We start from the raw sequence: 24,946 nt of genomic DNA, 5'->3' as shown, positions 1-24,946 counted from the left end.
GATAAACATAAATACACACAGCTTGTATACAGTTGTCAATATGCGAACGTTTGCCTACAATATAATAAGATAGTCATCCACAAGTCGTCCACAAATACACAGCTTTTAATATAAACTGTGGATAAATCTGTGGACAAGTGTCGTGTTATCCACAAAATTATTCACATCATGTTAACAACGGAATATTTGTTCGTTGGATAATTCGCATTTGAAAGGGGCATTTTTACCAGTGACCACAATAGATCACGCTTATTGGATGAAAGAAGCTATTCAAGAAGCGTATAAGGCAGAAGCGTTGGGTGAAGTGCCCATCGGAGCTGTCATCGTAAAAGATAATGAAATCATAGGACGCGGTTACAATTTGCGCGAGACGGACGCTGACCCGACAGCACATGCCGAAATGGTCGCCATTCGTCAGGCCAGCGAGCATCTGGGGGCCTGGCGTCTGCTGGATTGCAGGCTATACGTCACTCTGGAGCCATGTCCCATGTGTGCCGGAGCCATTGTACAATCACGGGTTCCCTATTTGATCTACGGCACCACCGATCCGAAAGCAGGCTGTGCGGGCACGCTGATGAATCTCCTACAGGAGCCTCGATTCAATCATTGCACTGAGGTGATCAGCGGCGTTCTTCAAGAGGAATGCGCCTCGCTGTTGACGGATTTTTTCCGTCAGCTCCGGCAAAAAAGAGCCGCTGCCAAGTTGTTTTCCCCACCATCTTCATCCTGAGGATGGGAGTTAGATCGCTTACTTATACACAACCAGTGGTGCAGCCGTTATTTACGTCTCATTGCTAATTTCCCATGGAAGGAGATCAGCCCATGCCTATGAGCTTATATAACACGCCTCAAGGTATCTTGTTACGACCATTTAGCCTGGCGGATAGTGAATCCCTACTTGCCCTCAGGCTTACAAATAGGGAGTCTCATGCGCCGTACGAGCCACTCCACGGCGACTCATTTTTCACTCTGGAAGAACAGCAGGAATATATCCGTCAGAAATTGCGTCAAGCAGAGGAGGACCGGGGATATTCGTTCGGTATCTTTCTCTTGGGGGACGAGCGTCTCATCGGATATATCTCCATTTCTAATCTTGTACGTGGCATGGGACAATTCGCTGATATCGGCTACATGATGGATCGGCACGAACAAGGTAAAGGGCATATGACCGCAGCTTTGAAGCTGGCCATACAATTTGCCTTCCGTGCCCTATCGCTTCACCGTCTTCAAGCCGGTACCTTGCTGCATAATGAGCGCTCACAGCGTGTACTGCAAAAGTGCGGCTTTCAGCCTGAAGGTATTGCCCGCAAGCTGGTACAAATTCAAGGGATATGGCAGGATCATCGGATGTTCGGGCTTTTAGCCGAGGATAACGTGTGGCAGACCTGGACCGCTACACAATCTGCTCAGAGCCATATATGACAAAAAACCGCCTGGCTCTAAGCCAAGCGGTTTTTTTCGCATTATATCACGTCATATGGATAATGCCTTTACAATCACGTCATTCCTTTACTTAAGGAGCAACAGTTTGCATTTTTTGTTGAAATTGTTCGATCGTCAGGACTTGGTCCCCTGTTGGGATGCCCACTTTAAATGTTGCTTTTTCATTGATTTTGCTGTATTGCGTGTAGCCAGTTACAGACAATTTCACATTGTCTTTTGTGGACGGATCATTCATTTCTACATTCGCATTCAGGTCTTGATACACAGGAATATCATCCTTGTTCAAGGCTGTGTTAATGTCGAATTGTTTCACAGTCAAGTAGTTTTTCAACTCATCCAGCTTTTTGCTAACCTCACTGGTGTTGGATTGCAGTTCTTTCTTCGCTTCAGCCAGCTCTTCCTTCTTCACTTGAAGCATGCTAGCATATTCGTCTTTAGACATCACATCAAGGATTTTAGGAAGCGCCTTAGTGATAAATGTATTTGTCGCTTGCTTCACGTTGTCGTTCGTTATTTTAAACTGAACCACTTGTTTAGCTTTAAGTCCTTGTGGCAATTTAGCATCCTTAGGATCAATATCAAAGAAGTACGTAGCTTGATCATACTCACTCAGAATAGCAGCAACTATTTCATTCGCAAATTTCTGCGATTTTTCCTGATCCATTGATGCAGGGTTAAATTCTTGTCCAGATTGTTTAGCCAACTCCTGCGGATCAATGATCAGGAATTTGCCTACTACGTCCTGTGGAAGCGGGTAAAATGGAACGTTCGGGATTTTAACGTACAATTTATCTTTAGTCATAACCATTGGAATCGTGAAGCTGGTAGAAAGATCACCTTTCAAATGAATGCCCAGCGTCATTTCAGATTGTAAAGGTTCTTTTTGATATACACCATCCAGCGTAATATCTGCATTTTTCAGCATACTGGTTACCATTGCACTTTGCTCGCTTGGAACGGAAGCAGATGTGATCGTCAGATCTTTAACTGTAAATTGACTTTTGGATTCATAAGAAGTCAATTTCATTGCATTAGCCGTACCGTTCGTAACAGCTTCCTTCGGTTCTAACTTCTTGCTGCAACCTACCAGGGCTACCGTCAAAAGCAACACCATAGTGAGTACCAAGACGGATAACTTTTTATTCATTGTGTAGATTCTCTCCTCTCGTAATTAACCCCTTTTATAATACTAACAAAAAAAATACACACCCCCTATTTTACCGCATACTCACATCCAATGAAACACTTATTGGAAAATTTTCTTACAATAAGCACAAAGACACCCTGGTTCTTTAACCAGGGTGTCTTATTTTTTAGGTAAAAAGTCTAACTGCTTATGATCCTTCTCTGTTGTGGTGGTCTACGTGATTCCGCTGCTTCACCTTTTTGGAACCGGATAGTGGCTCCGGTTGATGATTACGCTCACGCTTTTCGTTTCCTCCACCAGCGTCCTGTGCCTCGGGAACAGGAATGGCTTTAGGCTTGCTCATTTATGCATCCTCCGTTCTCAGATTAAATTTTGATATATCAACAAACCCTTTTATTACCATGTAAAGTAGGACTATAGGTGGTTTAGGTCTTCTGTTTTATCATGGTTAAGTGCATCCTGATGACGACGGTCATTACGATCCTGCTGCACTTGCTGTGCCTGATGACTGTTAACCGGACGCTGCTCCAAATCATCCACAATGTTAGACAGGTTTTTATCCAGTCCGTTTTTGGCCTTTGTCATGTAGCTTCCCCCTCATTCCTTCATGACTACGAATGCGTCAATGACTGTAACGTCTGAGCACACTGGTGAATATGTCGAGTGTAATCGGACACCAGCTGTTGAATGATATCTGTTCGTTCATCCACAGACTGTCCGTCCCGTTCCACATCAACCAAGCTAACCTGCACTTCCCGAGAATCTACATAAGTACATGCAAAATCAAAGGAGTACATTTGTCGGCCCTCTACCTCGATATGGATTCGTATAGTTCGGTTGTCTGCTTCATCTGCTTGTACCTGTGATTTATCCCCTGAATTCAAAAGTATAGGCAGTTGTTCCTGCCATGCTTCTACCAGCTTTTGCTGATCTACTGTCATTTCTCGATTCATGCCAGCACCTCCACATCTGATAACGTGTGAAAAAAACAGGCTTTTTATACAACAAAAAAGCCATCCTTTACGATCTCTAATCATCAGCGCATAAAGGCTAATGTATCAGCTAATCGTATTCGAATGGCTTGGCTCTTTTATAATAATGGCGGAGAGGATGGGATTCGAACCCATGTGAGCTTGCACTCTAACGGTTTTCAAGACCGCCCCGTTATGACCGCTTCGGTACCTCTCCAGGTGGTAATTCGATAAAGTTGCTTCCCATTTAAAATAAACTCAGGCGCAACAAAATTATTTTACCACAGACTTTAAACGAATGCAATACTTACTGTTTGGGAGCAATAACTTCTGCGCCTCGCATGTATGAACGCAGCACTTCTGGAATTACAACGCTTCCGTTCTCCTGCTGATAATTCTCCAAAATAGCAGCCACTGTGCGTCCTACAGCCAATCCTGAACCGTTCAGCGTATGTACAAATTCAGGCTTTGCTTTCGGCTCCGGCCGAAACCGGATGTTTGCACGACGCGCTTGGAAATCTTCTGTATTTGAACAAGAAGAAATCTCGCGGTACATGCCACTCTCAGGCAGCCACACTTCCAGATCATACGTTTTGGCAGACGTGAAGCCCATATCCGCGGTGCAAAGTGCCAGCACACGATATGGAAGTCCAAGCAGTTGCAGAACACGCTCTGCATTGTTCGTCATTTTCTCCAGTTCCTCATAGGAGGTGTCCGGGTGAACCAGCTTAAGCATCTCTACCTTATTGAACTGATGCTGACGGATCAAACCACGTGTATCCCTTCCTGCCGATCCTGCCTCAGAGCGGAAGCAAGAGCTGTATGCCACATAATTTTTCGGAAGCTGATCCGCGTTCATAATCTCTTCGCGGTGATAGTTCGTTACCGGAACCTCAGCCGTAGGAATGAGATAATACTCGGTATCGCGCAGCTTGAACAAATCCTCTTCAAACTTCGGAAGCTGTCCCGTGCCATACAGGCTGTCCCGATTCACAATGTATGGAGGCAGCATTTCCTCATAACCATGCTCACTGCTATGCAGATCCATCATAAAGTTAATCAGCGCACGCTCCAGGCGTGCTCCCAGTCCTTTGTAGAACGTAAAACGGGAACCTGTCACCTTGGCTGCCGCCTCAAAATCGAGAATATCCAGCTCCTGTGCCAGCTCCCAATGTGCTTTTGGCGTAAAAGAAAATTCACGTGGCTCCGACCAGCGACGAATCTCTACATTATCCTCCTCTGAAGCACCTACAGGAACCGACTCATTGGGGATATTCGGAATGGACATTACCAGTTCGTCGATCTGAATCTCCAGCTCGCGCACTTGCTCATCCAATTCTTTAATACGGTCGGAAACCTGACGCATCTCAGCAATAAGGTCATCCGCATTTTCTTTATTCTTCTTCAACTTGGCTACTTCACCGGATACGACATTTCGGCGATTTTTGAGCGCCTCACTTTCTTGAAGCAACTCACGACGACGCACATCCAGATCCGTAAAGCCATTTATCAGATCCAGAGATTTCCCTCTATTTTGCAAAGCTTTTTCAACCCGACCAAGCTCATTACGTAAAATCTTTATATCTAACACTGGTAATCCCTCCTACACTACAAACCTGACTTTCCGCTATTCGCGGACCATATCTACAAAATACTGATGCAACCGGTAATCGTCCGTTAATTCTGGATGGAAGGATGAAGCCAGCAAATGACCCTGACGGGCCGCCACGATCTCGCCGTTATACTCAGACAGCACATCTACTCCCGTTCCAACAGACTGTATTAATGGCGCGCGTATAAATACAGCACGAACCGGTTCCTCAATCCCTTTAATGTCCAAGTCTGTTTCAAAGCTTTCCCGCTGGCGACCAAAAGCATTACGTGACACTGTAATATCCATCAGTCCCAGATGCGCTTCTTCCTGTCCTTGAACCGTTTTGGCCAGCACGATCAACCCCGCACAAGTGCCGAATACAGGCTTGCCTTGATCGGAAAACTGGCGTATAGCATCAATAAAGTCATACTTGCGCATCAGCTTGCCAATCGTCGTGCTTTCACCGCCGGGAATGATAAGACCGGACAGCTCATCGAGCTGCTCGATCTTCTTTACCGCCACACCTTCTGCACCCGCACGTTCAACGCTTCGTATATGCTCGGCCACAGCGCCTTGCAGCGACAGAACTCCTATTTTCATGCGCCTGTCCCTTCCTTCTTACCAACCACGATCCTGCATACGTTCATGCGGTGCCAGCTTGGAAATTTCAATGCCCTTCATTGGAGCGCCCAGATTCTTGGACACTTCTGCAATCAGCTTGTAGTCCGTATAATGAGTAGTCGCTTCCACGATGGCACGTGCAAATTTCTCAGGGCTATCGGATTTGAAAATACCGGAACCAACGAAGACACCATCAGCACCCAAATGCATCATCAATGCCGCATCAGCAGGTGTTGCTACGCCGCCCGCTGCAAAGTTGACCACTGGCAGCTTGCCGTGCTCATGCACTTCCAGCAGTAATTCGTAAGCAACGCCAAGGTTTTTCGCTTCTGCATACAGCTCGTCCTTGGACAGGTTTTGCACCTTGCGAATTTGGCCATTGATAAAACGCATATGACGAACAGCTTCGACAATATTTCCGGTTCCAGGCTCACCCTTTGTACGAATCATGGATGCCCCTTCGCCGATGCGACGCAACGCTTCTCCCAGATCCTTGGCTCCGCAAACGAATGGAACGGTAAACTCCCGCTTATCAATATGGAAAACTTCATCCGCAGGCGTCAGCACTTCGCTCTCATCGAGATAGTCAACCCCCAGAGATTCCAGCACCTTTGCCTCCACAAAATGGCCGATACGAGCCTTAGCCATAACGGGAATAGAAACCACCTTCATGACCTCTTCCACAATCGTAGGGTCAGCCATACGGGCAACGCCGCCAGCTGCACGGATATCTGAAGGCACCCGTTCAAGAGCCATTACCGCTGTAGCTCCTGCCGCCTCCGCAATTTTAGCCTGTTCAGCGTTCATGACATCCATGATTACGCCGCCTTTTTGCATCTCTGCCATACCTCTTTTTACACGTGAAGTTCCCGTTTCCATGTCGTCGCCTCCTGTAAGGGTTACGTTTAGATTCTAACTTAATATTTTACCGCACAGACGCCAAATACACAATCATTTCAATCAGCAAAATACGTAAGGCATAGCAAGAATCAGCGGCTCTATTTGTCTGGTAATCAGACGATTAGAACAGGTTTTTAATACCCTGGAACAGATCACCGAAGAAGTTACCAATTGCCCGGAAAAGCATACGGAACCAGCCAGCCTCTTCTACATCCGTCGTAGTTACCAGGTCAACGGTTTTCACCTGACCTTTTTCCACACCATCCGTTTTGTACGTATAGCTAATCGTTCCGACTTTTGCCCCTTGCTTCAAAGGCGCTACGAGTGAGCTTTCCGGTGTAATATTGGTTGTAAACGTCACTTTTGGATTGCCAGCACCCTTAGGTACGACAAAGCTTACCGCATCTTTGGTCACAACAGGTACTTCAGTTTCCGTGCCTTTGGAGACAGGCACATTTTCGGCGCCCTTAACTACCGTCTTTGGAGCCACTACCTGCTTCACTTCAAAATTATCAAAACCATAGTTCAATACTTTAGCAGTCTCTGTAAAACGGTGCGCATCCGAGTCAGCCCCCATAACTACACTAATGAGACGCATTCCGTTGCGTTCGGCTGTTCCTGTAAAGCAGTTGCCCGCATTAGCCGTATGACCGGTTTTCATTCCATCCAGACCCGGATAAGCGAACTTTCTAAAGTTGGTTATATTCTTGTTTGCTTCCAACATCCAGTTGTAGTTAATAATCGGCGCCTTGTCCGTCGGACGGAACTTATACGATTGAATCGTCGTAAACCGTGTATAGTCTGGGTGATCCTTAATAATGTTTCCAGCCAGTGTTGCCGCATCTCTCGCTGTCATTACGGTTTCACGATCGGTATCTGGTTGAAACCCTTTAGGCATATCGCCACGGTCTAACCCTGTAGAGTTGATAAAATACGTATTTTTCATGCCCATTTTCTGAGCTGTTTCATTCATCAATTTTACAAAGTCCTGCTCGGTTCCAGACACACGCTCAGCAAGAGCTACCGTTGCATCATTAGCAGAGCCTACCGCCATGGCAATATACAGCTCTTCTACCGTATGTTGATCACCTTGAGCCAGAAAAATACGTGATCCGATGCTCTTAGCAGCATTCTCTTGAACTGTAACCTTATCCGTCCATTTGAGTTTCCCCTGCTTGACCTGCTCCGCTACGATGTACTCTGTCATCATTTTGGTCATACTTGCTGGTGGGAGCGGCTCATCCGGGTTCATAGACAGCAATACCTGCCCTGTGGAAGGCTCAATCAAGATAGCCGAGCGCAGCGCCAGACTAGGCGGCTTAACAGTGCCTGTCCCCGTAATATTGACCGCCTCTGTTGTCGCTCCGGCGGCAAAAGTAGCTACAGACGGATCAAAATTGCCCACAACCGGTAATGCTGACATGTACACCATATTAAGCACCATGACTGCTGTTACGCTCTTTTTAATCATGCTGCGTTTCTTATTTTTTTTATGATTGTTCGCTTTCAAATGAATACAAACTCCTCTCGTACCTCAACCCGATCCGCTATGTATAACGAGACGGTGGATAATGCCTCTACTAGGCCAATGTAATTAATGTTTTAAATTCCCGTTTTGTTTCCCCAGTTGTAGCCATTGATCAACGTTCTCTGCTCTTATCTACACTTGTCTATTCTATCACAGGGGTATCTCTAAAAAAAGACAGGCAGAGCGAAATACGCCCTGCCTGTCGTCAAGTCTGCTACAGTCGAACTTTATAATGAATAGTTCGGTGCTTCTTTCGTAATTTGCACATCATGCGGATGGCTTTCACGTAAGCCTGCACCCGTAATACGGATAAAGCTCGTATCATTACGAAGCTCCTCGATATTAGCAGTACCGCAATATCCCATACCGGAACGAAGACCGCCCAACAGCTGATGAACCGTGTCGGAAAGTGGCCCTTTATAAGCGACACGTCCTTCAATGCCTTCCGGTACCAATTTCTTATCATCATCTTGGAAATAACGATCCTTACTTCCTTGCTTCATCGCAGCCATGGAACCCATACCACGATATACTTTAAAACGACGTCCTTGATAAATCTCGGATTCGCCTGGACTTTCTTCCGTACCAGCAAAAAGACTACCCAGCATTACCGCAGAAGCTCCCGCCGCAATGGCCTTCGTAATTTCGCCGGAATATTTAATACCACCGTCTGCAATAATCGGAATATTATATTCCCGTGCTACTGTCGCACAATCATAAATAGCTGTTACTTGCGGAACACCAATCCCGGCGATCACGCGCGTTGTACAGATAGAGCCTGGACCAATGCCGACTTTTACAACCGAAGCTCCGGCTTCAATCAGTTCACGCGTTCCGTCACCAGTAGCTACATTACCTGCTACAATCGTCAGATCAGGATAAGCATCACGCAATTTGCGAACCGCTTCAATGATGTTAATATGATGACCGTGAGCAGAATCGACGACAATCAGATCCACACCTGCATTTACGAGTGCTTCAGTCCGATCAAACGTATCTTTGGAAATACCTACAGCCGCACCAACCAGAAGACGCCCTTGTGCATCTTTCGCTGCGTTTGGAAATTGAATAGCCTTCTCAATATCTTTAATAGTGATAAGCCCTTTGAGGTAATTTCCATCATCCACCAAAGGAAGCTTTTCAATTTTATGCTTTTGCAAAATGCCTTCCGCTTCCTGCAAGGTCGTACCTACAGGTGCAGTTACCAGCTTTTCCTTCGTCATAACTTCACTAATTTTAAGATTAAAATCGTGAATAAAACGAAGATCGCGGTTCGTGATAATACCCACCAGCTTATTTTCTTCGTTTACAACAGGTACACCAGAAATACGATATTTACCCATAACAGCTTCAGCATCGGATACCAAGTGATCTGGAGTCAATGAAAATGGATTGGTAATAACACCGCTCTCTGAACGTTTTACTCTATCTACCTCTACTGCTTGCTGTTCAATCGACATATTTTTATGAATAATGCCAATACCGCCTTCACGAGCCATAGCAATTGCCAAAACCGCCTCAGTAACAGTATCCATACCGGCACTCATCAAAGGAATATTCAACTTTACGTTATCACTCAAACGGGTCGCTACACTTACTTCTTTCGGCAGAACCACCGACTTGCGAGGTACCAGCAAAACATCGTCAAAGGTAAGGCCTTCCTTACCGAATTTATCTTCCCACACCAAGATGATCCTCCTTCAAATTGTTTAGTCTGTATTGGTCTTGTTGTCTGTCCGACATGGACAAATCAAGGCTCTCTGAAAATATATTATTGCAATCTTAGCAAAGCGGTATAGGGGTGTCAAGCCTTCCTCAGCAGCCATAACTTTTAGTGTTCCCCTGTACAAACAAGTGTACTCACAGGGAGGACATCCCTTATAATTAAGCGTTTCCAGAGAAAAAGTCGACCCTTTTATAAAAAAATAACCCGCTTGGAAAAAGGCAGATTAGAGATTACATATAAGGTTCTGGAACATAATATACAAAAAAAGAACCACAATCTCAAGGAGATCATGGTCCTTCTTACTTTTGCTTGGCGACGTCCTACTCTCCCAGGACCCTGCGGTCCAAGTACCATCGGCGCTGGAGGGCTTAACGGTCGTGTTCGGGATGGGTACGTGTGGAACCCCTCCGCTATCGCCACCAAACATGAATTTGTTAAACAAATTCTACCGTATGGATATTCGGTTCATCACGAATCGTGTGAATGAATAGCCATGCGCTTTTCGTATGTATCTTCTACATACCTTCAAGGTGTTACACCCTGAAAACTGGATCCGAAACTCGATTTGCGTTTTATTCTTAGGATAAGCCCTCGACCGATTAGTATTGGTCAGCTCCATGCATTACTGCACTTCCACCCCCAACCTATCTACCTCGTCGTCTTCAAGGGGTCTTACATACTGGGAAATCTCATCTTGAGGGGGGCTTCACGCTTAGATGCTTTCAGCGCTTATCCCTTCCGTACATAGCTACCCAGCGGTGCTCCTGGCGGAACAACTGGTACACCAGCGGTACGTCCATCCCGGTCCTCTCGTACTAAGGACAGCTCCTCTCAAATTTCCTACGCCCACGACAGATAGGGACCGAACTGTCTCACGACGTTCTGAACCCAGCTCGCGTACCGCTTTAATGGGCGAACAGCCCAACCCTTGGGACCTACTTCAGCCCCAGGATGCGATGAGCCGACATCGAGGTGCCAAACCTCCCCGTCGATGTGGACTCTTGGGGGAGATAAGCCTGTTATCCCCAGGGTAGCTTTTATCCGTTGAGCGATGGCCCTTCCATGCGGTACCACCGGATCACTAAGCCCGACTTTCGTCCCTGCTCGACTTGTTGGTCTCGCAATCAAGCTCCCTTCTGCCTTTGCACTCTTCGAATGATTTCCAACCATTCTGAGGGAACCTTGGGGCGCCTCCGTTACTCTTTAGGAGGCGACCGCCCCAGTCAAACTGCCCACCTGACACTGTCCTCGTACCGGATCACGGTACTAAGTTAGAACCTAGATACGATCAGGGTGGTATCCCAAGGATGCCTCCTCTCAAGCTGGCGCTCAAGTCTCTTAGGCTCCCACCTATCCTGTACAGATCGTACCCAAATTCAATATCAAGCTGCAGTAAAGCTCCATGGGGTCTTTCCGTCTTGTCGCGGGTAACCTGCATCTTCACAGGTATTAAAATTTCACCGGATCTCTCGTTGAGACAGCGCCCAAGTCGTTACGCCATTCGTGCGGGTCAGAATTTACCTGACAAGGAATTTCGCTACCTTAGGACCGTTATAGTTACGGCCGCCGTTTACTGGGGCTTCGGTTCATAGCTTCGCCCTAAGGCTTACCACTCCCCTTAACCTTCCAGCACCGGGCAGGCGTCAGCCCGTATACTTCGCCTTGCGGCTTCGCACAGACCTGTGTTTTTGCTAAACAGTCGCTTGGGCCTTTTCACTGCGGCCCCCTCGGGCTATTCACCCTACCGAGGCACCCCTTCTCCCGAAGTTACGGGGTCATTTTGCCGAGTTCCTTAACGAGAGTTCTTCCGCGCGCCTTAGAATTCTCTTCTCGCCTACCTGTGTCGGTTTGCGGTACGGGCACCTTCTCCTGGCTAGAGGCTTTTCTTGGCAGTCTGAGATCATGACCTTCGCTACTACAATTTTCGCTCCCCATCACAGCCCAGCCTTAACGATGTGCGGATTTGCCTACACACCAGCCTCACTGCTTAGACGGACATCCATCAGTCCGCGTCACTACCCTACTGCGTCACCCCATCGCTCATAGCGGATTACGGTGGTACAGGAATTTCGACCTGTTGTCCTTCGACTACGCCTTTCGGCCTCGCCTTAGGTCCCGACTTACCCTGAGCGGACGAACCTTCCTCAGGAACCCTTAGGCTTTCGGCGGATCTGATTCTCACAGATCTTTTCGTTACTCATACCGGCATTCTCACTTGAATGCAGTCCAGCGCTCCTTCCGGTACACCTTCAACCCGCATTCAACGCTCCCCTACCCCTGATACCTAAATATCAAGCCATAGCTTCGGTGGCGTGTTTAGCCCCGTTACATTTTCGGCGCAGAGTCACTCGACCAGTGAGCTATTACGCACTCTTTCAATGGTGGCTGCTTCTAAAGCCAACATCCTGGTTGTCTGTGCAACTCCACATCCTTTCCCACTTAACACACACTTGGGGACCTTAGCTGATGGTCTGGGCTGTTTCCCTTTCGACAATGGATCTTAGCACTCACTGTCTGACTCCCGGAACCAAGTCTATGGCATTCGGAGTTTGACTGAGCTTGGTAACCCTTGCGGGCCCCGCACCCAATCAGTGCTCTACCTCCACGACTCTTATTCCGAGGCTAGCCCTAAAGCTATTTCGGGGAGAACCAGCTATCTCCGGGTTCGATTGGAATTTCTCCGCTACCCCCACCTCATCCCCGCATTTTTCAACATGCGTGGGTTCGGGCCTCCAGTGCGTGTTACCGCACCTTCACCCTGGACAGGGGTAGATCACCCGGTTTCGGGTCTACGTCCACGTACTCAAGATCGCCCTATTCAGACTCGCTTTCGCTGCGGCTTCAGCTCTTCACCTTAACCTTGCACGGGAACGTAACTCGCCGGTTCATTCTACAAAAGGCACGCCATCACCCCTAAAATGGGCTCTGACTTCTTGTAAGCACACGGTTTCAGGATCTATTTCACTCCCCTTCCGGGGTGCTTTTCACCTTTCCCTCACGGTACTGCTTCACTATCGGTCGCCAGGGAGTATTTAGCCTTGGCAGATGGTCCTGCCGGATTCATACGGGGTTTCACGTGCCCCGCACTACTCGGGATCCGTCTCGGAGGGAACAAGTTTTGAACTACAGGGCTTTTACCTTCTCTGGCGGGCCTTTCCAGACCTCTTCATCTAACCGGTTCCTTTGTAACTCCATGTGAGACGTCCCACAACCCCAAGGAGCAAGCTCCTTGGTTTGGGCTAATCCGCGTTCGCTCGCCGCTACTGACGGAATCACTATTGTTTTCTCTTCCTCAGGGTACTTAGATGTTTCAGTTCCCCTGGTATGCCTCTGTTCTGCCTATGTATTCAGCAGAAAGTGACTGTCGATGAAGACAGCCGGGTTTCCCCATTCGGACATCCCCGGATCAAAGCTTGCTTACAGCTCCCCGAGGCTTTATCGTTGTTCGCCACGTCCTTCGTCGGCTCCTGGCGCCTAGGCATCCTCCGTGTGCTCTTTGTAGCTTAACCTAGCATTTACAAAGTAAATGCGATTTGTTTTGAATTTCGTTTCATCACCGAAGTGTGAATGAAATTCAAAACAGCTACCTTTATTTCACTTGTTTACACAAGATCAGCATAAAGGAATATTCTAAAACGCAATTTCGTTTCGGTATCCAGTTTTCAAGGTGCAATTCGCTTCAAGGAAGCGAAACCCGATGAATATTTCGGTTCCACACAGATGTGTGAATGAAACATTCGTCGAAGCTTGAGAGTTTGAGCTCTCAAAACTGAGCAACGAGTGAGTAACAGGCCTAAACCTGAGTTTTGAAGCTTACGCTTCATATTTGAATGTTTCCATTGCAGGAAACGATTCTCCATAGAAAGGAGGTGATCCAGCCGCACCTTCCGATACGGCTACCTTGTTACGACTTCACCCCAATCATCTACCCCACCTTCGGCGGCTGGCTCCCTTGCGGGTTACCCCACCGACTTCGGGTGTTGTAAACTCTCGTGGTGTGACGGGCGGTGTGTACAAGACCCGGGAACGTATTCACCGCGGCATGCTGATCCGCGATTACTAGCAATTCCGACTTCATGCAGGCGAGTTGCAGCCTGCAATCCGAACTGAGACCGGCTTTTCTAGGATTCGCTCCAGATCGCTCTTTCGCTTCCCGTTGTACCGGCCATTGTAGTACGTGTGTAGCCCAGGTCATAAGGGGCATGATGATTTGACGTCATCCCCACCTTCCTCCGGTTTGTCACCGGCAGTCTGCTTAGAGTGCCCAGCTTGACCTGCTGGCAACTAAGCATAAGGGTTGCGCTCGTTGCGGGACTTAACCCAACATCTCACGACACGAGCTGACGACAACCATGCACCACCTGTCTCCTCTGTCCCGAAGGAAAGATCTATCTCTAGACCGATCAGAGGGATGTCAAGACCTGGTAAGGTTCTTCGCGTTGCTTCGAATTAAACCACATACTCCACTGCTTGTGCGGGTCCCCGTCAATTCCTTTGAGTTTCAGTCTTGCGACCGTACTCCCCAGGCGGAATGCTTAATGTGTTAACTTCGGCACCAAGGGTATCGAAACCCCTAACACCTAGCATTCATCGTTTACGGCGTGGACTACCAGGGTATCTAATCCTGTTTGCTCCCCACGCTTTCGCGCCTCAGCGTCAGTTACAGCCCAGAGAGTCGCCTTCGCCACTGGTGTTCCTCCACATATCTACGCATTTCACCGCTACACGTGGAATTCCACTCTCCTCTTCTGCACTCAAGCTCCCCAGTTTCCAGTGCGACCCGAAGTTGAGCCTCGGGATTAAACACCAGACTTAAAGAGCCGCCTGCGCGCGCTTTACGCCCAATAATTCCGGACAACGCTTGCCCCCTACGTATTACCGCGGCTGCTGGCACGTAGTTAGCCGGGGCTTTCTTCTCAGGTACCGTCACTCTTGTAGCAGTTACTCTACAAGACGTTCTTCCCTGGCAACAGAGCTTTACGATCCGAAAACCTTCATCACTCACGCGGCGTTGCTCCGTCAGGCTTTCGCCCATTGCGGAAGATTCCCTACTGCTGCCTCCCGTAGGAGTCTGGGCCGTGTCTCAGTCCCAGTGTGGCCGATCACCCTCTCAGGTCGGCTACGCATCGTCGCCTTGGTAGGCCTTCACCCCACCAACTAGCTAATGCGCCGCAGGCCCATCCATCAGTGACAGATTGCTCCGTCTTTCCTCCTCTCCCCATGCAGGGAAAAGATGTATCCGGTATTAGCTACCGTTTCCGGTAGTTATCCCAGTCTGATGGGCAGGTTGCCTACGTGTTACTCACCCGTCCGCCGCTAGGTTATATTAAAAGCAAGCTTTTAATATAACCCCGCTCGACTTGCATGTATTAGGCACGCCGCCAGCGTTCGTCCTGAGCCAGGATCAAACTCTCCATTAAAGACCAACCGAAGTCGGTTTATAAAAAGAGCGATTCGCTCATTTTGAAACTGACGAGATAAAATATCTCTTTTACACTCCGATTTCATACAACCTTACGGCATGTAGTGAAATCTTCGTGGTTGATTTTGCGAACAAAATCATTTACTCACTCGTTGTTCAGTTTTCAAAGATCAAACATTTCCTGTTCGTTGACTTAGCTCGTCGCCTTATCAACTCTTATATCTTATCATGTCCGAACCAACTTTGCAAGCATTTTTTTAAATCTTTTTTGTAACTCTCGCTCGCAACTTTGTATTTCTTGGCCGGAATTAGAATATACCATGCTCGTCATTTAAATGCAACTGTTTTTTAAATTTATTTTCAAGGCTACTGCCCTTGCCTCTACCCTTTATATGCAGCAGCCTCTTCTGGGTTTCTCAATTTCTGTTTACAGGTTGCTTTTTGGGCCAGAGAGTGTAGCTAAAGCTTAGTATAAAATCTATACCAAGCACCAACAGCCACCAATTAATAATGTTCCGTAGCTCCTTCGTCTGTAACGGATTGCCCACCAGCCAGATCATTAGTATTAATAAGACACAGCCTATTCCCCATGCCGCTAAGTGTCTGTACCAACCGCCCCTCTCCTCTTTGGCATGGAGCTTGCCATATTTCTTTTCCGATACGGGTTTAGAGCCTGTAGAGAAACGATAAGCAAATTGTCTGTCCGCCCACTGAATCATGCGATGTCCGAAAGCGATGGTGACTCCTACATATACAGCCGCCAAACCGTGAAAAAAACTCGCCGGCTCCCCTCCTTTTAAACCCATCACTGTTACTACAATTAAAATGAGATCAATTAAAGGTATACACGCCAACAAGCTCGCTCCGATCTTCCGCCGCTTGAATATATACCGCGCGATAAGACCCGCAATCACGAATAGCCAGAATCCAATCTCACAGGCAATGATAAGAGTTAGAATCATTTTGAAGCCTCCTTTTATAATACATGTGTGCTATAAAGTTATAGCACACATGTATTATTTAAAACAAGTATGATATACTGATCTTATGCCAAAAATTGTCGATCACCAAAAACAAAAAGTGAAATTAGCCGAGGCGGCTTGGCGGGTTATAAGAAAGCTGGGGATGGAGCAGGCATCTGTACGGCATATTGCACAAGAAGCAGGCATGTCTGTCGGTTCGATGCGTCATTATTTTGCCTCCCAATCCGAGCTTATGGTTTTTTCTATGGAACTGGTTGCCGAGCGGGTGGGTAGCCGTATCCGTAATATGACCTTTGATGGTTCTGCTATTGAGGATATTCAGCGGCTGCTGCGTCAGGTCATTCCTTACGACGAAAATACGCGGACGGAAATGGAGGTTTGGTATATTTTTACGGCGAAGTCCCTTTCGGATACTTCATTACAACCTCTGGCCCATCGGGTATATGACCAACTGCACCAGCTTGTTGGAATGCTTATGGAACATTTGCAAAAGTCAGGGTTACTACGGCCGGATTTGGATACCGACTTTGAGATCGAAAGATTGTATGCTCTGGTGGATGGGATGGCCGTACATCGGATATTGCGTCCTGGTCGAGTAGATGCTCCTTTTATGGATCGCTTAATTGAAAATCACCTTCATACTATCTGCTCTTCCCAAGCCTTAGTTGCACTCCAAGACAAAAAAGACGCACCCACGTAAACAACGGGTACGTCTTTTCTATTTCTACAATGCACTTATCCAATTACAATATGTCCTTCGGGACGACGGTACAACGTCTTGGTGGACCGTGGACGAATGGCATAAGCAATCGTGAGCGGCCCAATTCTACCAATGAACATGGTCACACACATGATCAGCTTACCCGCGTCAGACAGTCCCGGGGTCACACCTGTCGACAGACCCACCGTTCCGATCGCGGAAGCAGCCTCAAACGCAAGTGAGAGAAAAGGCGCATCCTCTGTCATTAAGAGCAGCATGACCACAATGGAGAAGATAAATAGCGCCAATACAATAATGGTCAGCGCACGCATCATGATATCTCTGGGAACCCGGTGGCGAAAGAACACGATTTCCTTCTGTCCCCGCATGACGGCAATTAGGGCGCCAACCATCAGCAGGAACGTAGTCGTTTTGATTCCTCCCCCGGTGGAGCCTGGAGAAGCGCCGATAATCATCAGTAACATGATAAAAAACTGGCTGGCCTGCCTTAACCCGCTGATATCTATTGTGCTGGTACCCGATGAACGCGTGGAAACGGATTGAAAGACAGATGCGTACACTTTGCCTTCCCAGTTCAGCGAGCCTAGAGTTCGTGCATTGGTAAACTCAAAAATAAATATGACCAGCGCACCAAGCACAATAAGCGCCCCTGACACACTGAGTACCATTTTTGAGTGAAGTGTCAGTCTCCGAGTACGCCGAAAATCGAATAGATCGCTTAGTACAAGAAAACCCAATCCCCCCGAAATGACAAGTACGGAAGAAATCATATTGAACACAAAATCTCCGGCATACCGTTGGAAGCTGCTTCCGAACAGGTCAAATCCCCCGTTATTAAAAAGAGATACCGAATGGAATATTCCATAGTATATCGCTTGTCCGACAGGCATCTCCCTCATCCATCGCAAAGCCATGACTACGGCAGCTATCGCCTCAATGGTAAAAGAGAAAATCAGCACCTTGCGAATAATGCGCACAATTCCTTCCATGCTGTCGGCATTAATCGCTTCCTTTAGCAGCAGCCGATCCTTCAACGATAACCGTCGCCCCAGCAGCAATGCAAACAAGGTCGCCAGGGTCATAAAACCCAGACCGCCCAGTTGCATCAGCACCATGATGACCGTCTCTCCAAACATCGTATAAGTTGAATTAACGTCTACTACGACTAATCCGGTGACACAAGCAGCGGAAACGGACGTAAACAGCGAATCAATCCAATGCGGAGCATGTCCACTATGATTGGAAACAGGAAGCATCAGCAGCAAAGTGCCCAATGCAATAATCAGCAAGTATCCGATGACCAATATAAAAGGAGGCGATGCAAACCGGGCAAGCTTGACGCTGCGTTTCATTAGAAGTCTTCTCTCCATCCGTTCTTATGAAAAAGAGGAGCAAGACACGGGAAGCCCGGCTGATCCTCCATATTCATAATGTTATGTTATTCTACCGTACGGTTACGCATATGCGGGAAAAGCAGCACATCGCGAATGGAAGGAGCATCCGTCAGCAACATGACCAAGCGGTCGATACCGATGCCCAGTCCGCCTGTTGGCGGCATACCGTATTCCAAGGCACGGATAAAATCATCATCCATTTCATGAGCCTCGTCATTGCCGTGCTCACGTTCCAGCAGTTGTGCTTCAAAACGTTGACGTTGGTCAATCGGATCATTTAGCTCAGTGAATGCATTCGCATGCTCACGAGCTACCACGAACAGCTCAAAACGATCCGTAAAGCGTGGATCTTGCTCGTTTCTCTTCGCCAGTGGTGAGATTTCAACCGGATGCCCCGTAATAAAGGTCGGTTGAATGAGTGTTTCCTCTACGAATTGTTCGAAGAAGGCATTCAGGATATGTCCAAAGGTCATATGCGGCTCTACCGGCACTTTATGCTCTTTCGCAAGGCGATGAGCTTCTTCATTGCTCAATTGTACGCCAAAATCCACGCCTGTTACTTCTTTAACAGCATCAACCATAGATACTCTGCGCCATTGCGGCGTCAGGTCCACTTCCTGGCCCTGATAATGAATGCGCTGTGTACCAAGCACTTCTTGCGCAATGTGAGCCACCATGTTTTCCGTCAATTGCATGATGTCCTGGTAGTCAGCATACGCTTCATACAGCTCAATCATCGTGAACTCAGGGTTATGGCGAGTGGAAATACCTTCATTACGGTAAACGCGACCGATCTCATATACTTTCTCCAATCCGCCGACAATCAGTCGTTTCAGATGAAGTTCAATGGCAATACGCATATATAGCTGCATGTCCAATGCATTATGATGTGTAATAAACGGCTTGGCCGCCGCGCCGCCTGCAATGGAATGAAGTGTTGGCGTTTCAACCTCCAAATAACCAAGCGAGTCCAAATAACGGCGCATGGATTGAATAATACGGGAACGTGTAATGAACGTTTTTTGTACTTCCGGGTTCATAACCAGATCGACGTAGCGCTGACGGTAACGCAGCTCAACATCCTTCAGACCATGATATTTTTCTGGCAACGGGTACAACGATTTGGACAATACCTCAAGATCCAGCACCTTAATGGTGGTTTCCCCTGTTTTGGTCTTGAACAGCACGCCCTTAATTCCCACAATGTCACCCAGATCCAAAATACCAAACGCTTTGTATTTAGCTTCCGGCACGGTATCTTGACGAACATAGATTTGAATACGTCCACTGAGATCCTGTACATGGGCAAAGCTGGCTTTCCCCATAACACGCTTAGCCATAATACGGCCTGCAATGCTAATTTCAATATTCTTCTCTTCCAGTTCTTCCTTGGTCAGACTGTCATACTTGCTTAGCAGTACACCCGCCTCAGCTGTGCGTATGTATTTACGACCAAAAGGATCAATACCTAACGAGCGAAGCTCGTCCAATTTGGCGCGGCGAATTTGCAGCAGTTCGCTTAGTTCCTCACGATTTTCTTGAGGCTCCTGGTTAGTAGTTTCATCCGACATGGTGCTAAATCAGCTCCTTCAATATGAATAGACGGGCCGGGGTCCGTCCGGGTGTAGAGAAAAAAAGCTTCCCCAAGGAAGCTTTTACATTCAATTCCAAAGTCCGTGTCTTATTTTTTGATGTCCACGATTTTATATTGTATAACACCTGCTGGAACGGTGACATCCACAACGGTTCCTTTTTTCTTACCGAGCATTGCCTTGCCAAGCGGACTTTCATTGGAGATTTTATTCTGGAGCGGGTCTGATTCAGCTGAACCTACAATCGCATACTCTGTAACATCTCTAAATTCCATATCCTCAACGGTCACGGTTGCGCCTACTCCCACAACATCGGTTTCAATTTCATCACTATTGATAATGCGGGCATTGCGTAGCATTTTTTCCAGTGTAATGACACGGCCTTCAATGAAAGCCTGCTCATTCTTCGCATCCTCATACTCGGAGTTTTCACTGATATCCCCGTATCCGATAGCTACCTTAATCCGTTCCGCCACTTCACGGCGTTTGACAGACTTTAAGTTCTCAAGCTCATCTTCGAGCTTTCTAAGACCTTCCTGTGTCAGAATGACTTCTTTATCGCTCATCTTAACCGATTCTCCTGTCATGGGAAAAGTTTAAAAGTGCATCGGAATGCACGCTTTCAAAACATAATATGCCACTCTGAGGGAATGAGAACATTTCCTGCTGTTGTCTTGAGAGCTGCATACAATTTGTAGCATACATCAAGATTTTATACTGAACGATTATAGGGCAAGTAATTGGAAAAGTCAATCGCATGCAAAGGCAGGAACAGCCTCCTTATTGCGCAACGGCGGCAGGAGAAACAGCCCCCGTGGAATGTTCATCATTTTCTACCATGTGTAGTCCGGATACAAAGCCATCCAAAATACGTACCATATCATCACGTCTCGTCTCTTCCATAACAACGTCCTTAATACGTGCAGATCCTCTAAGTCCTTTGAGGTACCAAGCCAGATGCTTACGCATTTCGCGGACAGCCACAGCTTCACCCTTCAATGCCACCAGGCGATCCATATGCAGAATGGCAATGCGGATTTTTTCTTCCGGTGAAGGATCAGGCAAAAGCTCGCCTGTCTGCAAATACTCAATCGTACGGTACAGCATCCAAGGATTACCCAGAGCACCGCGGCCGATCATAACACCGTCACAGTTGGTCAAATCCAGCATCCGGCGGGCATCTTCCGGTGATGCCACGTCTCCATTTCCAATTACAGGAATGGAAACTGCTTCTTTTACTTCTTTTATAATATCCCAGTTCGCATGTCCCGTATACAATTGCTCCCGTGTACGACCATGTACGCTGACAGCCTGACCTCCAGCACGTTCCACGGCACGGGCGTTCTCTACGGCATAAATATGCTCACTATCCCAACCAATACGCATTTTTACGGTAACAGGCTTGCTAACGGATTCCACTACAGCGGATACCATTTCATAAATTTTATTGGGATCGAGCAGCCAACGGGCACCCGCATCACATTTGGTTACCTTGGGAACCGGGCAGCCCATATTGATGTCAATAATATCTGCGTTCGTCTCCTGATCCACGACCTTAGCTGCTTCCACCAAAGATTCACGGTCTCCCCCGAAAATTTGCAGGCTAAGCGGTTTCTCACGCTCGTCTACGAACAGCATCTCACGCGTGCGCTTGTTGCCGTGAATGATCGCCTTGTCACTAACCATTTCTGCGCATACCAAACCTGTGCCAAATTCTTTGGCAATCAGGCGAAAAGCAGGGTTACACACGCCTGCCATTGGAGCCAGGACGACTTGGTTTTTCATTTCAATACCGCCGATTTTCAACATATCTGTTCACTCCTTTACTCCTTCTTTTATATCGTACACTTATCGTCATTCCGTCAGTTCCCGGACTTCAATTTCTAGCGTTTGGGCAATCATGTCCAACATGTCAGGCTCTACTGTTCGGTTGCCCCGTTCCACAGCACCCAGTATGGCCAAGGATATGCCAGTTCGCTTAGCCAACTCCTGCTGCGTGAATCCTTTTAGCTTCCGAAAGGCGCGAAGCCGTTGCGCCAGCTGCATGTTTTCCAAAACTGTATGCCGTCCTTTCCATCCAATGATTTCAATGCAGTATGCACGATACTGTACAGACCGGATGGATCTTGGTTCGGAACGATGTCAGCTAATGGCACAAGCACAAAAGCACGCACCAGCATGCGGGGATGAGGAAGCTCCAAATCCGGTGTATTGAGCTGCACCGCTTCCATCCATAACAAATCCAGATCAATGGTGCGCGGACCGTTAGGAATATGTCTTACTCTACCCAGACGACTCTCTACCTCCAGCATGAAGGCCAGAAGCTCCTCTGGAGCAAGTGTTGTGGATGCGGCTACTGTCATGTTTAGAAAAGAAGGCTGATCCAGATACCCGACAGGCTCCGTTTCGTACAGGCTGGAGCAACGAAGCACCCGTATACCCGGATGTTCGTCCAGCGCCGTGATGGCTTCATACAGGGTGTGCTCACGATCCCCCAAATTAGCCCCTAAAGCAATATAAGCCTCTGATGCCTCAGAGGTCGAATGTGCGTTCATGTACTGTTCCTACTTTCTTGCGCGATAAAGCTCAACCGTCACGCCCTCAAAATGAATATCGAACGGCGGATGCGGCTTCGTGACTTTAACAGTCAGTGCATTGACACTAGTATAAGTGCCCAGTAAGGAAGATGCAATACGTTCGCCCAAAGCTTCAATCAATTGGTAAGACTCCTTTTCTACAATATCTTTAACGGTGTAATGCACCTCAGCGTAATTAACCGTTTTATCCAATGCGTCTTGCTCGCCCGCCTCACGCAGATCAAGCTCCAGTTCCAAATCAATGTAGAAACGCTGTCCCAACTTACGTTCTTCGGGAAAAACGCCATGATAGCCGTAATACTCCATACGATGCAAAACCATTTTATCCATCGGTGATGGACCCCCTGTTCTTATTTGATTTTTTCTAATTAATTTTTTTCTGAAAATACAGTGACTTTATGCTGGTGGTAGCGTAATGAAGAATTTGAATCCGAAGAAGCGTAGCGCTCGCCTTTGCAACGGGATTCTTACCTCTACATGTTTTAATAATCCAAAGAATCCCGTTGCAACAGCGATCGCAGGATCAAATCATTCATGGAGCGGGCTTTACCCCCCATAACTCAGTGCATTTTTAGACCCGTACACCATCGCATCACACATACGCACCGTGCGCTTGATTTGCGCAACATCATGTACACGCACAATCTGACAACCTTGAGCAATGCCAAAGGCGACCGTAGCCGCTGTGCCCTCAACCACATCATCTACAGGCAAATCCAGCGCTGTACGGATAAATCTTTTGCGTGACGTCGCCAACAACAGCGGATAGCCCAATTGACATAGTGTATCCAGAGAAGTCATAGCATGGATATTTTCGTCGTAATCTTTGGCAAATCCGATGCCCGGATCTAAAATGATCTGTTCCGCACGTACACCTGCATCCAGCGCCAATCCGATACTTTCTTTTAAATCATCAATCATATCAGGTATAAAATCGCTATAGTTACGGTCATGACGATTATGCATTAAAATGACAGGACAATCGAATTGTGAAGCTACACGTGCCATGTCAGGGTCTGCCTTAAACCCCCACACATCATTAATGATATGCGCGCCTGCTTCAAGCGCCTGCCGGGCTACTTCAGCTTTGTAAGTATCCACGGATAATGGAATGTGCGGAGCAATACGGTGAATAGCCTGTACTATCGGAATGACACGTGCCAGTTCTTCTTCTACGCCTACGGGATCATGCCCCGGCCGGGTGGACTCCCCGCCAATATCAATAATATCTGCTCCATCCTCCACCAGCTTCAAGGCATGTAAAACAGCAATCTCCGGACTATTGTGCAATCCGCCATCGGAAAATGAATCCGGGGTCACGTTCAGTATACCCATCACCTGTGTGGAATCTCCGAGCGTAAGCTCGGCCTCACCCATCCGGTAGCTTCGTCGGTAAATGGTCGGTATATTCAATTCATCCCTGCTTTCTCTCTGTAATCGTGTAACAGCAGAGCTGTTATGGAACCGGCCTGTGTCCAAGCATCGGATAACTGGTGCGTCGTTCCATCCGGCTCCAGCAGTAGGTTCACAGGCCGAATTTCCTGTATGGAATTCGTCATAAATATTGCATCGGCCAGTCGCAGCTCGTCCCAACGGTATAGACCCTGCCCACAGCGGATGCCTCTCGCTTGAGCCAGCTCCAGTATAAGTCCGCGTGTAATACCTGGCAGGATACCTGTAGACAGGTCCGGGGTGTACAGCGTATCATTTCGGACAAAAAACAGGTTGCTGACCATCCCTTCTGCCAGGAAACCATCTGCCGTAAGCATCATTCCTTCAGCCTTATGCTGGACGGCAGCGGCGTGCTGCTGAAGCTCCCGCTTGGCGAGAATGTTATTCATATAATGGAGCGACTTTAAACGAACCTCACCCTCGGGCGTGTTTCTCGGGGTTCGCAACAACTGAAGCGCCGATGCGGCAGTTGTTCCCACGGTTTCTGCATGGGAAGCGGGTAACGGCTTGGCGAACAAAATATGGTTAGGGCGCGTATAGTCACCAGACGGCAAGCCGAGTACCTCTTCGCCCGCTGACACGGTGTAGCGGATATATGCTTCATTCAGACCATTCGCGGTCATCAGACTTTGGATATGCGCGATAAGCTGGTTCTTGTCCAGTTGAAAAGGAATGCCCAGCATCTGGCAGCCCTCTGCCAGTCTGTGCAAATGTCGATCCAGCAGGAACGGAACTCCCTTGTAGGTACGGAAGGTCTCAAACAGGCCCATTCCGTACAAAAAGCCGTGATCACTTACGTGAATCACGGCATCTGCGGCTTCCGTGAGGGCGCCATTGACTCCGATGTATTTCATC

At 47.7% G+C, this 24,946-nt stretch carries 22 protein-coding genes, 1 tRNA gene and 3 rRNA genes; 3 read left to right on the top strand and 23 right to left on the bottom strand.

The window, feature by feature from the left end:
* The first annotated feature begins 229 nt into the window (after positions 1 to 229).
* Together tadA and HPL003_RS07780 are read left to right on the top strand one after the other, a co-directional pair.
* Positions 230 to 730, top strand: coding sequence for a tRNA adenosine(34) deaminase TadA (gene tadA, locus HPL003_RS07785; RefSeq protein ID WP_014279088.1), 501 nt, complete (start codon positions 230 to 232; stop codon positions 728 to 730).
* Positions 731 to 822: 92 nt separating this feature from the next.
* Positions 823 to 1,422, top strand: a complete 600-nt coding sequence (locus tag HPL003_RS07780) for a GNAT family N-acetyltransferase (RefSeq protein WP_014279087.1) — start codon at positions 823 to 825, stop codon at positions 1,420 to 1,422.
* A 91-nt stretch (positions 1,423 to 1,513) separates the two neighbouring features.
* Here the strand turns inward: HPL003_RS07780 and HPL003_RS07775 are convergent, their stop codons facing one another.
* The 14 genes from HPL003_RS07775 to HPL003_RS07715 all read right to left on the bottom strand — a co-directional run bounded on the left by HPL003_RS07775 (position 1,514) and on the right by HPL003_RS07715 (position 16,314).
* The gene (locus HPL003_RS07775; RefSeq protein ID WP_014279086.1) at positions 1,514 to 2,590 is read right to left on the bottom strand and encodes a hypothetical protein; all 1,077 of its coding nucleotides are present in this window, start codon (positions 2,588 to 2,590) and stop codon (positions 1,514 to 1,516) included.
* Between the two features lie 187 nt (positions 2,591 to 2,777).
* On the bottom strand, positions 2,778 to 2,933 hold the full coding sequence (locus tag HPL003_RS07770) for a small acid-soluble spore protein P (protein ID WP_014279085.1): 156 nt from the start codon (positions 2,931 to 2,933) through the stop codon (positions 2,778 to 2,780).
* Between the two features lie 71 nt (positions 2,934 to 3,004).
* Positions 3,005 to 3,175 (bottom strand): hypothetical protein, encoded by a 171-nt coding sequence (locus HPL003_RS29145; RefSeq protein WP_014279084.1) that lies wholly within the window; start codon positions 3,173 to 3,175, stop codon positions 3,005 to 3,007.
* Positions 3,176 to 3,201: 26 nt separating this feature from the next.
* Positions 3,202 to 3,543: a hypothetical protein gene (locus HPL003_RS07765; protein WP_014279083.1), complete on the bottom strand. Its 342-nt coding sequence runs from the start codon at positions 3,541 to 3,543 to the stop codon at positions 3,202 to 3,204.
* 146 nt (positions 3,544 to 3,689) lie between these two features.
* Positions 3,690 to 3,778, bottom strand: a tRNA-Ser gene (locus HPL003_RS07760).
* 90 nt (positions 3,779 to 3,868) lie between these two features.
* Positions 3,869 to 5,152 carry a serine--tRNA ligase gene (serS, locus tag HPL003_RS07755; protein ID WP_014279082.1) on the bottom strand — a complete coding sequence of 428 codons (1,284 nt, stop codon included), beginning with the start codon at positions 5,150 to 5,152 and terminating at the stop codon, positions 3,869 to 3,871.
* A gap of 36 nt (positions 5,153 to 5,188) precedes the next feature.
* The gene (pdxT, locus tag HPL003_RS07750; RefSeq protein ID WP_014279081.1) at positions 5,189 to 5,755 is read right to left on the bottom strand and encodes a pyridoxal 5'-phosphate synthase glutaminase subunit PdxT; all 567 of its coding nucleotides are present in this window, start codon (positions 5,753 to 5,755) and stop codon (positions 5,189 to 5,191) included.
* Positions 5,756 to 5,773: 18 nt separating this feature from the next.
* Positions 5,774 to 6,655, bottom strand: a complete 882-nt coding sequence (gene pdxS / locus HPL003_RS07745; protein WP_014279080.1) for a pyridoxal 5'-phosphate synthase lyase subunit PdxS — start codon at positions 6,653 to 6,655, stop codon at positions 5,774 to 5,776.
* Positions 6,656 to 6,797: 142 nt separating this feature from the next.
* On the bottom strand, positions 6,798 to 8,186 hold the full coding sequence (locus HPL003_RS07740) for a D-alanyl-D-alanine carboxypeptidase family protein (protein ID WP_014279079.1): 1,389 nt from the start codon (positions 8,184 to 8,186) through the stop codon (positions 6,798 to 6,800).
* A gap of 245 nt (positions 8,187 to 8,431) precedes the next feature.
* Positions 8,432 to 9,889: an IMP dehydrogenase gene (guaB, locus tag HPL003_RS07735; protein WP_014279078.1), complete on the bottom strand. Its 1,458-nt coding sequence runs from the start codon at positions 9,887 to 9,889 to the stop codon at positions 8,432 to 8,434.
* Between the two features lie 348 nt (positions 9,890 to 10,237).
* Positions 10,238 to 10,354, bottom strand: a 5S ribosomal RNA gene (gene rrf / locus HPL003_RS07730).
* 155 nt (positions 10,355 to 10,509) lie between these two features.
* A 23S ribosomal RNA gene (locus HPL003_RS07725) occupies positions 10,510 to 13,439 on the bottom strand.
* 353 nt (positions 13,440 to 13,792) lie between these two features.
* Positions 13,793 to 15,350, bottom strand: a 16S ribosomal RNA gene (locus HPL003_RS07720).
* Together the 16S, 23S and 5S rRNA genes form the textbook arrangement of a ribosomal RNA operon.
* Before the next feature lie 418 nt (positions 15,351 to 15,768).
* Entirely contained in the window at positions 15,769 to 16,314 is a 546-nt protein-coding gene (locus HPL003_RS07715; RefSeq protein WP_014279077.1) for a hypothetical protein, read from the bottom strand.
* 85 nt (positions 16,315 to 16,399) lie between these two features.
* Here HPL003_RS07715 and HPL003_RS07710 point away from each other — a divergent pair, with 85 nt between their 5' ends.
* Positions 16,400 to 17,035 carry a TetR/AcrR family transcriptional regulator gene (locus HPL003_RS07710; RefSeq protein WP_014279076.1) on the top strand — a complete coding sequence of 212 codons (636 nt, stop codon included), beginning with the start codon at positions 16,400 to 16,402 and terminating at the stop codon, positions 17,033 to 17,035.
* Between the two features lie 35 nt (positions 17,036 to 17,070).
* Here HPL003_RS07710 and HPL003_RS07705 read toward each other — a convergent pair whose 3' ends face one another.
* The 9 genes from HPL003_RS07705 to HPL003_RS07665 form a co-directional block, all read right to left on the bottom strand.
* Positions 17,071 to 18,408, bottom strand: a complete 1,338-nt coding sequence (locus tag HPL003_RS07705; RefSeq protein ID WP_014279075.1) for a TrkH family potassium uptake protein — start codon at positions 18,406 to 18,408, stop codon at positions 17,071 to 17,073.
* A gap of 86 nt (positions 18,409 to 18,494) precedes the next feature.
* Entirely contained in the window at positions 18,495 to 20,021 is a 1,527-nt protein-coding gene (gene lysS / locus HPL003_RS07700; protein ID WP_014279074.1) for a lysine--tRNA ligase, read from the bottom strand.
* A 110-nt stretch (positions 20,022 to 20,131) separates the two neighbouring features.
* Entirely contained in the window at positions 20,132 to 20,608 is a 477-nt protein-coding gene (gene greA, locus HPL003_RS07695; protein WP_014279073.1) for a transcription elongation factor GreA, read from the bottom strand.
* 214 nt (positions 20,609 to 20,822) lie between these two features.
* On the bottom strand, positions 20,823 to 21,851 hold the full coding sequence (dusB, locus tag HPL003_RS07690) for a tRNA dihydrouridine synthase DusB (protein WP_014279072.1): 1,029 nt from the start codon (positions 21,849 to 21,851) through the stop codon (positions 20,823 to 20,825).
* Positions 21,852 to 21,896: 45 nt separating this feature from the next.
* Positions 21,897 to 22,097: a helix-turn-helix domain-containing protein gene (locus tag HPL003_RS07685; RefSeq protein ID WP_193372624.1), complete on the bottom strand. Its 201-nt coding sequence runs from the start codon at positions 22,095 to 22,097 to the stop codon at positions 21,897 to 21,899.
* On the bottom strand, positions 22,049 to 22,597 hold the full coding sequence (gene folK / locus HPL003_RS07680; RefSeq protein WP_014279070.1) for a 2-amino-4-hydroxy-6-hydroxymethyldihydropteridine diphosphokinase: 549 nt from the start codon (positions 22,595 to 22,597) through the stop codon (positions 22,049 to 22,051). Before folK ends, HPL003_RS07685 begins: the two co-directional genes overlap by 49 nt.
* Positions 22,598 to 22,606: 9 nt before the next feature.
* Complete coding sequence (folB, locus tag HPL003_RS07675) at positions 22,607 to 22,969, bottom strand: dihydroneopterin aldolase (protein ID WP_014279069.1); 363 nt, start codon at positions 22,967 to 22,969, stop codon at positions 22,607 to 22,609.
* Between the two features lie 216 nt (positions 22,970 to 23,185).
* Positions 23,186 to 24,052, bottom strand: coding sequence for a dihydropteroate synthase (folP, locus tag HPL003_RS07670; RefSeq protein ID WP_014279068.1), 867 nt, complete (start codon positions 24,050 to 24,052; stop codon positions 23,186 to 23,188).
* A complete protein-coding gene (locus tag HPL003_RS07665) occupies positions 24,049 to 24,945 on the bottom strand; it encodes an aminotransferase class IV (RefSeq protein ID WP_014279067.1) in 897 nt (298 codons plus the stop codon). Before HPL003_RS07665 ends, folP begins: the two co-directional genes overlap by 4 nt.
* Between the last annotated feature and the right edge of the window lies 1 nt (position 24,946).

Origin of the sequence: Paenibacillus terrae HPL-003 (genome assembly GCF_000235585.1) — a bacterium.
Classification (GTDB): domain Bacteria; phylum Bacillota; class Bacilli; order Paenibacillales; family Paenibacillaceae; genus Paenibacillus; species Paenibacillus terrae_B.
The sequence above is the reverse complement of the archived record's forward strand: the minus strand, read 5'-3'. Positions and strand labels throughout refer to the sequence as shown.

Bases quoted from the DNA above. Each gene is read 5' to 3' on its own strand.
- HPL003_RS07780 (WP_014279087.1), top strand. From the start codon at position 823: ATGCCTATGAGCTTATATAACACGCCTCAAGGTATCTTGTTACGACCA.
- HPL003_RS07775 (WP_014279086.1), bottom strand. From the start codon at position 2,590: ATGAATAAAAAGTTATCCGTCTTGGTACTCACTATGGTGTTGCTTTTG.
- HPL003_RS07770 (WP_014279085.1), bottom strand. From the start codon at position 2,933: ATGAGCAAGCCTAAAGCCATTCCTGTTCCCGAGGCACAGGACGCTGGT.
- HPL003_RS29145 (WP_014279084.1), bottom strand. From the start codon at position 3,175: ATGACAAAGGCCAAAAACGGACTGGATAAAAACCTGTCTAACATTGTG.
- HPL003_RS07765 (WP_014279083.1), bottom strand. From the start codon at position 3,543: ATGAATCGAGAAATGACAGTAGATCAGCAAAAGCTGGTAGAAGCATGG.
- pdxT (WP_014279081.1), bottom strand. From the start codon at position 5,755: ATGAAAATAGGAGTTCTGTCGCTGCAAGGCGCTGTGGCCGAGCATATA.
- pdxS (WP_014279080.1), bottom strand. From the start codon at position 6,655: ATGGAAACGGGAACTTCACGTGTAAAAAGAGGTATGGCAGAGATGCAA.
- HPL003_RS07715 (WP_014279077.1), bottom strand. From the start codon at position 16,314: ATGATTCTAACTCTTATCATTGCCTGTGAGATTGGATTCTGGCTATTC.
- HPL003_RS07710 (WP_014279076.1), top strand. From the start codon at position 16,400: ATGCCAAAAATTGTCGATCACCAAAAACAAAAAGTGAAATTAGCCGAG.
- HPL003_RS07705 (WP_014279075.1), bottom strand. From the start codon at position 18,408: ATGAAACGCAGCGTCAAGCTTGCCCGGTTTGCATCGCCTCCTTTTATA.
- lysS (WP_014279074.1), bottom strand. From the start codon at position 20,021: ATGTCGGATGAAACTACTAACCAGGAGCCTCAAGAAAATCGTGAGGAA.
- greA (WP_014279073.1), bottom strand. From the start codon at position 20,608: ATGAGCGATAAAGAAGTCATTCTGACACAGGAAGGTCTTAGAAAGCTC.
- dusB (WP_014279072.1), bottom strand. From the start codon at position 21,851: ATGTTGAAAATCGGCGGTATTGAAATGAAAAACCAAGTCGTCCTGGCT.
- folK (WP_014279070.1), bottom strand. From the start codon at position 22,597: ATGAACGCACATTCGACCTCTGAGGCATCAGAGGCTTATATTGCTTTA.
- folB (WP_014279069.1), bottom strand. From the start codon at position 22,969: ATGGATAAAATGGTTTTGCATCGTATGGAGTATTACGGCTATCATGGC.
- HPL003_RS07665 (WP_014279067.1), bottom strand. From the start codon at position 24,945: ATGAAATACATCGGAGTCAATGGCGCCCTCACGGAAGCCGCAGATGCC.